General features: G+C 61.8%; 8 protein-coding genes. 3 read left to right on the top strand and 5 right to left on the bottom strand.

Annotated elements, in window-relative coordinates; genetic code table 11:
* A partial coding sequence (locus tag ACYYKW_RS13215; RefSeq protein ID WP_464990322.1) for a hypothetical protein occupies nucleotides 1-189 on the top strand: 189 nt, incomplete at its 5' end.
* Here ACYYKW_RS13215 and ACYYKW_RS13210 read toward each other — a convergent pair.
* Together ACYYKW_RS13210 and ACYYKW_RS13205 are read right to left on the bottom strand one after the other, a co-directional pair.
* The gene (locus tag ACYYKW_RS13210) at nucleotides 176-961 is read right to left on the bottom strand and encodes a response regulator (protein ID WP_464990321.1); all 786 of its coding nucleotides are present in this window, start codon (nucleotides 959-961) and stop codon (nucleotides 176-178) included. The two genes, ACYYKW_RS13215 and ACYYKW_RS13210, sit on opposite strands and share 14 nt — an antisense overlap.
* A 128-nt stretch (nucleotides 962-1,089) precedes the next feature.
* Complete coding sequence (locus ACYYKW_RS13205; protein ID WP_464990320.1) at nucleotides 1,090-1,560, bottom strand: prepilin peptidase; 471 nt, start codon at nucleotides 1,558-1,560, stop codon at nucleotides 1,090-1,092.
* Between the two features lie 75 nt (nucleotides 1,561-1,635).
* On the opposite strand from ACYYKW_RS13205, the gene ACYYKW_RS13200 reads away from it, so the two are divergent.
* Both ACYYKW_RS13200 and ACYYKW_RS13195 read left to right on the top strand, forming a co-directional pair.
* Nucleotides 1,636-2,079: a TadE/TadG family type IV pilus assembly protein gene (locus tag ACYYKW_RS13200; RefSeq protein WP_093105093.1), complete on the top strand. Its 444-nt coding sequence runs from the start codon at nucleotides 1,636-1,638 to the stop codon at nucleotides 2,077-2,079.
* The gene (locus ACYYKW_RS13195; RefSeq protein WP_464990319.1) at nucleotides 2,076-4,829 is read left to right on the top strand and encodes a PAS domain-containing sensor histidine kinase; all 2,754 of its coding nucleotides are present in this window, start codon (nucleotides 2,076-2,078) and stop codon (nucleotides 4,827-4,829) included. The genes ACYYKW_RS13200 and ACYYKW_RS13195 overlap by 4 nt, the downstream gene beginning before the upstream one ends.
* On the opposite strand, the gene ACYYKW_RS13190 is transcribed toward ACYYKW_RS13195, so the two are convergent.
* From ACYYKW_RS13190 to ACYYKW_RS13180, 3 genes are all read right to left on the bottom strand, one after another.
* Nucleotides 4,826-6,823, bottom strand: coding sequence for a pilus assembly protein TadG-related protein (locus ACYYKW_RS13190; protein WP_464990318.1), 1,998 nt, complete (start codon nucleotides 6,821-6,823; stop codon nucleotides 4,826-4,828). The two genes, ACYYKW_RS13195 and ACYYKW_RS13190, sit on opposite strands and share 4 nt — an antisense overlap.
* 198 nt (nucleotides 6,824-7,021) lie before the next feature.
* Nucleotides 7,022-7,579, bottom strand: a complete 558-nt coding sequence (locus ACYYKW_RS13185; RefSeq protein WP_464990317.1) for a DUF4136 domain-containing protein — start codon at nucleotides 7,577-7,579, stop codon at nucleotides 7,022-7,024.
* 53 nt (nucleotides 7,580-7,632) lie between these two features.
* The gene (locus tag ACYYKW_RS13180; RefSeq protein WP_093105105.1) at nucleotides 7,633-8,244 is read right to left on the bottom strand and encodes a DUF4136 domain-containing protein; all 612 of its coding nucleotides are present in this window, start codon (nucleotides 8,242-8,244) and stop codon (nucleotides 7,633-7,635) included.

Here is an 8,244-nt window from a genome sequence, read left to right as displayed (position 1 = left end):
GCGAAGGGACCCGAGCTTGCGAGGGCCGTACGTAGGAGCAAGCGTTTTGGGTTACCTTTTTGGCGTTTGAAAAAGGTGACCCGCTGTAAGAGCGGAACCGCCAGAAGCAACACCCGAAGCAACGGATATACACCCAAAAACAACCAAAGCCTGGTCGGCCCTGAGGCCGCCAAGGTCAATGCGCCGTAACCCGCTGCCGCAACGCAGAACCACTGGGCGCCAAGGCCAACGCCAACTGCGTACGATTATGCATATGCGTCAACCGCAACACCTGCGACACATACAGTTTCACCGTGTTCTCGGTAATCCCCAACTCACAGGCAATCTGATAATTGGTCTGCCCCTTGCCCACCAACCGCGCCACATCGAGCTGGCGTGGCGACAACTGACTGAACAGCGCCGGCGTCTCCTGGGCCTCACCCCCGTCAGGCTCCCCGCCCAACACATCGCGAACCGTAGCCGGACTGCGCCGCACCTTGTCCAGATCCTGATAAAGATCGTCGATCGACTCCGACAAGAACTGCAATTTCTGATTCAGATGCCCCAGATGCAGATTCTTCTGACGCTCCTGCAGCGCCGCTTCCTGACGCTGCACGCCCTCAAGCAACTCATCCAGATTGATCGGCTTTTGATAGTAATCGGCAATCCCGGCACGCAACGCCTTGATCACATCCTGCTTGTCGGCACGCCCGGTGAGCATGATCGCCTCGAACACCCGATGCTTGCCAGCCAGCCGCTGCAACTCTTGAATCAGCTGAATGCCATCCATGTCCGGCATGTGCAGATCGCTCAGCACCAGGCCTATCTCGGCGTCGTCGCTGAAGCGGTTGATCGCTTGCAGACTGGATTGGCACGGCACACAGCGGTAACCGCTGCTTTCCAGAAATTCGCACAGTTCCTCGACCACCAACGGCTGATCGTCGACCACAAGGATTTTCACCGCAGACGTAAGCTTGTTCACGTGCCACTCCATTGCCCTGGGCCAAAGCTGACCATTCCTGTACTGCCAGCGTTTAGCGGTATAACCCGTTCCAGTTGAAAGTAGACCTACTTTCCGACTATGTACATAGGACTAGTGGCGCTTGGCGATCAATGAATCCAGAGCAGCACAGACATCGCCCCGGCCAGCACAAACGGTGCAAATGGCAGCTTTTTTGACTTGTCTGGCGCCAGATAGCGCAAACGCTCTCTAAGCCCTTGACTCATATGAAGCCAGAGTCTTGGCGCCAGCAGCATCCACATCACACTGGCGATCCCAGCGCCGATAAACACCCAAAGAATAAACAGACCGTTCGTCGCAAGGCTGAGAGCTGTCATTAATTTCACATCGCCAGCGCCCATGCGCCCCATGAAAAAGCCTGGCAAAGTCAGCCCCAGCGCTATCAGAACCGCCCAGCCACCCTGCCCGGCTTCCGCGCCCAGCCAAGTGTTGCCGGTCACCAGCAGATAAACCAGCGCCAGCGCAGCAGCCCCCAAAGTGAGCACGTTGGCAATGCGCCGCTGACGCGCATCTTGCGCAGCGCACAACACCAGCCAAAGCAACAGGATAAAACTGTGCATCCGCTAAAAGCCGTCCGTTTTTGCTGAATGATTCTATGCTGATACTACGCAGTGACAGTCAGGGTAGACGCACTCATGAAATACGCCTTCCGGAAGTCGCAAACAGGTGCGGTGGCGATTGAGTTCGCTCTGGTGTTCATCATCTTTTTTGCGGTGTTTTACGGTCTGGTCAGCTACAGCCTGCCGCTGGTGATGATGCAGTCGTTCAATCAGGCCACGGCCGAAGCGGTACGCCGCAGTGTTGCGGTCGATCCGAACACGCCCAACTATTCAACCGTGGTGATCAATACCGCGAACGCGACGCTGACCCAGCAATTGTCGTGGATTCCGCCGGTCTTCAATCTGGTGGTTGGCGTTGATACCAGCGCCCAATACAGCGGGACCGGTCTGTTGACAGTGCAAGTGAGTTACCCCGTCAGCAAGCTCAATCAGGTCATGCCGTTTCTGCTGGTGCCGGGCATCGGCCCGGTCCCCAGTCTGCCCAGTCATCTGACCGCTACCTCGAGCCTGCAATTTTGACCTCGGGCGACAAGCTCTTCGGGCGCTTGCTCAAACGCACCACATTCGCCGCCCACGAATTGCCCGACCGGCTCGGCTCGCCCGCCAGTGGTTTGCATCTTTACCTGAACGACGACGGTGGCGTGGTGCAAATGGCCGGGCCGCTGCGGCATCTGCTGGCGCAGCACAAACCCCACGACAAGCCCTTGCCGCTGAGCACTTACGTGCAAGCGCAAAGCACGCTGGCTATCGAAGGCCGCCCCAGGGAGTGGCAAGGCCTGTTGCTCGATCTCGACTTCTCCGGCCTCGGCGAGCAGACCTTGCACCTGCGCGGCTGGGTGCAGCCGCTGGGCCAAGGCTGGCTGCTGCAATTGATCGATATCGGCGACTTGTTGCTTGAACGCCAGCAAGCGCGTCAGCGCGACGCGTGCCAATCGATTGCCGCGCGAATCAGCGAGCAGGTGCGTGCCTGCAGCCAGACGCGTTTGCCGGAGGTCGTCGTCGAACAACTGCAAGTGATCGCGCAGCGTTGGCACATCCCTTGTGTCGCGCTGGCCTTGCTCGATGACGATGAAGAGGGCTGGCAGGTTTATCGACAGTATCGCGCTCACGATGCGCCGAACCTCTGGGACGACGGCCAGCATCTCGGCACGCCGCTAGACAGCCTGAGCGGCGCGACGCCGCAGCGGATCGGCGGGCAGCCGGGTTTCGATGAGCACTCGCGGGTGCAGGCGCTGTTCGGCAATGCCGAAGGTTTCGCCGTGCCGTACAGCGATGAACGTGGCGTGGTCGCCTGGCTGCTTTGCGCTTTTTACCCTGTCGAGACAGCCGCGCCGTACCTGAACGAACGCGACTGGACGGCGCTGCTCGGCGCCCTCGCCGGCCCGTTGCTGGGGCGTCTGCGCGAACACCAGCATCAGCTGCAACTGGAGCGCGTCGAAGCCTTGCAAAGCCTGCTGGGCAGCGGCTGGTGGGAAATTTACGCCGAGCGCCAGCGCGTGCAACTGGCCCCCACGCTGGCCGCCGCGCTGCAGCTGGACACTGGCGAACCAGCCCTTGAAGACTGGCTGGCGCAGATCCATCCCGCCGACCGCGACGAGTTGCGCAGCCGCCTGCACGCCTTGCAGCAGCACGGCGAGACCCTGACGCTGTCGGTGCGCCTGGCCGGCCGCGAGCCTGCGCAGCCCGCGGCGTGGTATCGGGTGCAAGGCCAGGCCATCGGTAACGGCACCCATCGGCGGGTGGTCGGGTTCATGCTCGACATCAGCGACATCCAGAACCAGCAGCAACGCGCCGCCGCCGCACACGCACGGCTGGACAACCTGATCGCCAGTTCGCCCGCGGTGATTTACGTTCAGCAGTACAGCGAAGGCGCACTGATCCCGACGTTTTTCAGCGCCAGCCTGCAACCGTTGCTCGGCTGGAGCCTGGCCGATTGCAGCGATGGCGCGCTGATCGAGATGATCCATCCTGACGATCGCGACCTGTATTTTCAGCGCACGCGTCAGTTGCTGCGCGAAGGGTCGGTGCGTGGGCGTTATCGCCTGCGGGACCGTCACGGCAGTTATCACTGGCTGCTCGACGAAGCCAGATTGCTGCGCGACGACCTTGGCCTGCCGGTCGAAGCGGTGGGGTTGTGGCTGGACGTCACCGAGGCGACGCTGGCCGCCGAGCAGGTAAAAAACAGCGAAGAGCGCTACCGGATTCTGGTCGAGGATTCGCCGGCGATGATCTGTCGCTATCGCCCTGACTTGATTCTGACCTTCGGCAACCGCCCGTTGGCGACGTATCTGGAATGCGCGCCGCAGGCACTCCCGGGAGTCGATCTCGGCAGCTGGATGTCCGACGAGCAGCGCAGCGCGTTCGTTCAACGTCTCGCCGCGCTGACCCCGGAGCAACCGGTAAGCACCGCTGAGATCAGCCTGCAACTGCCCGGCCGCGAACACGCCTGGTGGGTGTGGTCCGATCGCGGCGTGTTCGACGCACAGGGTCGCTTGATCGAGGTGCAAGCGGTGGGCCGCGACAACACCGAGTTGCGCCGCTCGCAGCAACAACTCACGCAAAGCGCGAAAATGGCCACCCTCGGCGAAATGGCCACCGGCCTGGCCCATGAAATCAACCAGCCGCTGAACGTGATGCGCATGGCCATCGTCAACGTACTAAAACGTCTGGGCAACGGTGACGTGCAGATCGACTACCTGACCGACAAGCTCAACCGCATCGACGCGCAAGTGCAGCGCGCGGCGAAAGTGGTCGATCACATGCGCGTGTTTGGCCGGCGCTCGGAAATCGAGCAACAACTGTTCAACCCCGCTTACGCCATCGAAGGTACGTTATCGCTACTGGCCGAAGGCATGCGTGGCAAAGGCGTGGACCTGCGCATCAGCGAGACCACGTTCGAGGTTCAGGTGCGCGGCTACGTCGATCAACTGGAGCAAGTGCTGATCAACCTGATGGTCAACGCGCGTGACGCATTGCTCAGCAAGCGCGAGAAGGAATCAGCGTTCAAGCCATGGATCTCGGTGTATGTCGAACGCGATGAGCAGCATGTGCGGCTGTGGGTCGAGGACAACGGCGGCGGCATCGATGCGCGTTTGCTCGAGCGTATTTTCGAGCCGTTTTTCACCACCAAGCCAATCGGCGTCGGCACCGGCCTGGGGCTCTCGGTGAGCTACGGCATCATCGACAACATGGGTGGCCGCTTGAGCGTGCGCAACTCGGTGGAGGGCGCGCGGTTCTGCATCGAATTGCCGATTGCCAGCGACGCCTAGATCACCAGATAGGCCTTGCCGGTCTGGCCGCAGGTCATGTTGGCGCCGACCTTGACGTCCATCAGGTTGATGCCCAGGCCTTTGAGCAGGTTGTTGAGCAAGGGATCGAGCAATGGGCTGATGGTGCTGGTCACGACTGGCAACAAACGGTTGGTGACATCGCTGATCAACGAAGCGACGCCGGTAATGATCGCACCCAGCGGGTTGCTGCCCACTGGTTTGTAGACAATCAGATTGATCCCCGCCAGCGTATTCGACAGGCTGCCGACGAGATTGCTGGTCGGCACGGCGGGCAGCACGCTCGGCGGCATTTTCAGGTTGGCCGGCGCGGCGAACGGCGTGGTGCTGGAGAACACCAGGTCTTGCGAGTTCTGCGCGACGCTGGTGTCGAGCTTGATGCCGATGCCCCCTGCCCCAAATGGAACGTGAGTGGCGGGATTACAGGTGCCGAGCAAGAGGATCTTGTGGCAGGTGACGATGCCCAGGTCGATCAATGGCAAGGGCGCGACGGTCGGCTGGGCGGCGGAAGAAAAAGCGTTGATCGGGTCGATCTTGCCGAGCTTGAGGTCGGCCAGCGAGGTGACGGTATGCGCGGTCAGGCTCTTGGTGCCGCTGGTGCCAGTCGGGCAGCTGTAATCAGTTACATAACTTTTCGCGCCGCCGGCGTCGAGGCTGATATCGATCCGTGGCGATGGCAGCAATAGTGGATCAAGTTGCTCACAACCCGCACCCAGCAGGCACAGCGCTGAATTAAGCGTGCCAACCAGATTCAGACTCAGCAGCGCGTTGAGTGTCGGGGTCAATCCGCCAACGAGTCCCAGCACCGCATTGGTCAGTCCAGTCACACCGGAGAGCACCGGAAGATTCACCGAAAGCATCGTACGCACCTGCGCCGTGCGCACATAAATCCTGTCAGCTCCCAGCGGATTGAGCCTGGCGCGTGCCGGATCGCCAATCGCGGAAAGCTGCGGCGGCTCGATCACCTTGACCCGCACCGTGACATTCGCCAGCCCCAGCACGCTGACCGGCAACGTCGCCGCCACCGCGCTCTTGCTATTGGCCAGTTGCACCACGCCTTGAACCAGTTGCAGCAGTTGCAGATTCGCGTCCAGCCCCGCCGCCGTAGTGCCGGTCTGCAATTGCAGGATGTCGCCGAGTCTGATCGGTGCCGCGTTGATCGCCGCCACCTGTAACTGGCCCAGTGCGGTAGTCACCTGGGCAGTCGCGCCGCCGAGTTGCACCACCGTCGCCGCCGCCTGAATCAGTTGCGTGACGCTGGTTTGGGTATTGAGTAATTGCGTGTAATCACCGGCGGTGACGTTGAGATTGATCGCCAACTGATCGAGGTATTTCAGCAGGTTGATATCGGTGTTGAGCAAGCCTTCCCAGCCCAGCGCAGTGAGGTTGACGTTACCGCCCAACAGGCCGGAAAACAGCGGGTTGAGAATGTTCGATTGCGCCGTGTCGATCGTTGCCAGGTTACTGCGGATATTCAGCTGGGCCACGGTCGGCTGCGGCTTGGCGGCCACTGCCGAGGCATTCAGCGTGGTATTGAGGCTGACCGGGTTGGCGCTGAACAACGCCTGCACGCCACCGGCAAAACTGCTGGTGACGGTGCGACTGGCGGCGACTTTCACCGCGACCGCTTGCGTGGCATCCACGCTGAAGGTGCGCAGCCCGGTCGCTGTCGTGAGCAGGGTGCCGCAGGTGGTGGCGAGGGTGTTGCTGGCGTCGACGATGTAGCCATTGCGCAGCGCGCTTTGCCCGGCGTAATTGGCCGCGCTCAGGCCCGGCAGGCAAGTGCCGCCACGGCTGACCGCTTCAAGCGCAGCGTTGTCGACCACGCGCTGCAACTTGCGTTGCTCCATATACAAGCGGCCGCTGTCGACCACCAGCAACAGCATGACCACCGCCAGGCTGAGCGTGGCCGCCGCCATCAACCCGATCGCCCCGCGTTGCCGGGCCGGGCCGTTGAATCGCGAACGAGGCGACATGGCGCACTCCTTTGCCGTGACCTCCTGTGGGTGCTGGTGAGTGTAGACGGGGCTGGGGGCTGTGCACTTTGCGCTGCGCCCTGAAACATTGTGGGAGCCAGCCTGCTGGTGATGGCGGTGGGTCTGGCACATCGCTGCAGGATGTGCCGCCGTCATCGCCAGCAGGCTGGCTCCCACATTGGGAATGTCGATCTTGGGTCAACGCGGCGGATAGTTGCTCAGAATCCGCGTCACCGTTTCGCGAATTGCACTGCTGCGGTCTTCCGGGTTCGGCCGGCTGGCGAGCATCTGCTCGTCGCTGCCGCGCCACACCAGTTTGCCGTCCTTGCCGTCGAGCAGATCGACCTGGACGGTCGCCACCTTGTAGGTGATGTTGCGCGTTTCGTTGTACATCGGCGCGCCCCAGTAGCCGTTCCACGGACCACCCCAACCGCCGCCATAGTTGGTCGTCACTTGTTGTTGGCGGTCCTCGACGATCAAGTAGGTCTGCACGTTCAAATCAGCCCTGGCGCCCGCAGGCGCCGGGCGCAAACCGCGCTGATCAAGTTGATCGGCCACCGCCTGGCGGATACGTTGCTCGGTCAGGTCGCTCTTGATCCGCGGATCGTCAGGGCGATATTGCAGGGCGGGGTCTTTCCAGCTCCAGCTGCGATAGGCGGCGAAGTCGCGGCTGGCGTCGAAATCGTGATTGACCTGGTTAGCCGCGCAAGCGCTGAGCAATGCGGCCATGGCGAGTAGAGCGAGACGGCGGAACATGGTTTTTCTCCGGATGAAGACATGAACCTGCAGGAATTGCGAATGCTGCGAAGTCAACCCGGAGGATACGCCGCCAAGGCCTTTTCCACAGCCTCGCGAATCGCATCGCTGCGCTCGATCTGATTACCGGTGGCGGCGGTTTCGGCGCTGGCACTCCACACCGGCTGACCGTTTCCGGCATCGAACAGATCGACCTGGACTACCACGACCTGCTCTTGATAGGTGCGCACGATCGGCACGCTGTTGTACATGCCGTAACCACGCCCGTAGCGATCGTAGCCGCCATACCCACCGTAATAACCGTAGTCGTCGCGGACCTGACGCAAGCGGGTTTCCATGCGCAAGTTCGCGCTGACCAGCACATCCGCCGGGCGGTTGTCGCGCAACGGGCGCAGACCTCGCTGATCCAGAGCATTGCTGACCGCTTCGGCGACTTGCGCCGAGTCCGCCCACACCGTGCCCGGCGGCAGCTGGCCGTTGCGCCAGGCCCAACTGCGGTAGCGCGCGTAATCACGCGGCGGCGCCGGATAGGCACTGCGGTCGAAGGTGCTGGCGGCTTGCGGTGGTGCCGGCGGCAATGGCCGCGATTGCGCCACGTAAGGGTTGCTGCCCTGACAGGCGGCCAACCCCAGACACATGAGCAACAACCCGGATTGAGCTTTCAT

The sequence above is a fragment of the Pseudomonas sp. 15C genome (genome assembly GCF_055484735.1).
This window is presented reverse-complemented; position numbering and strand designations above follow the sequence as displayed.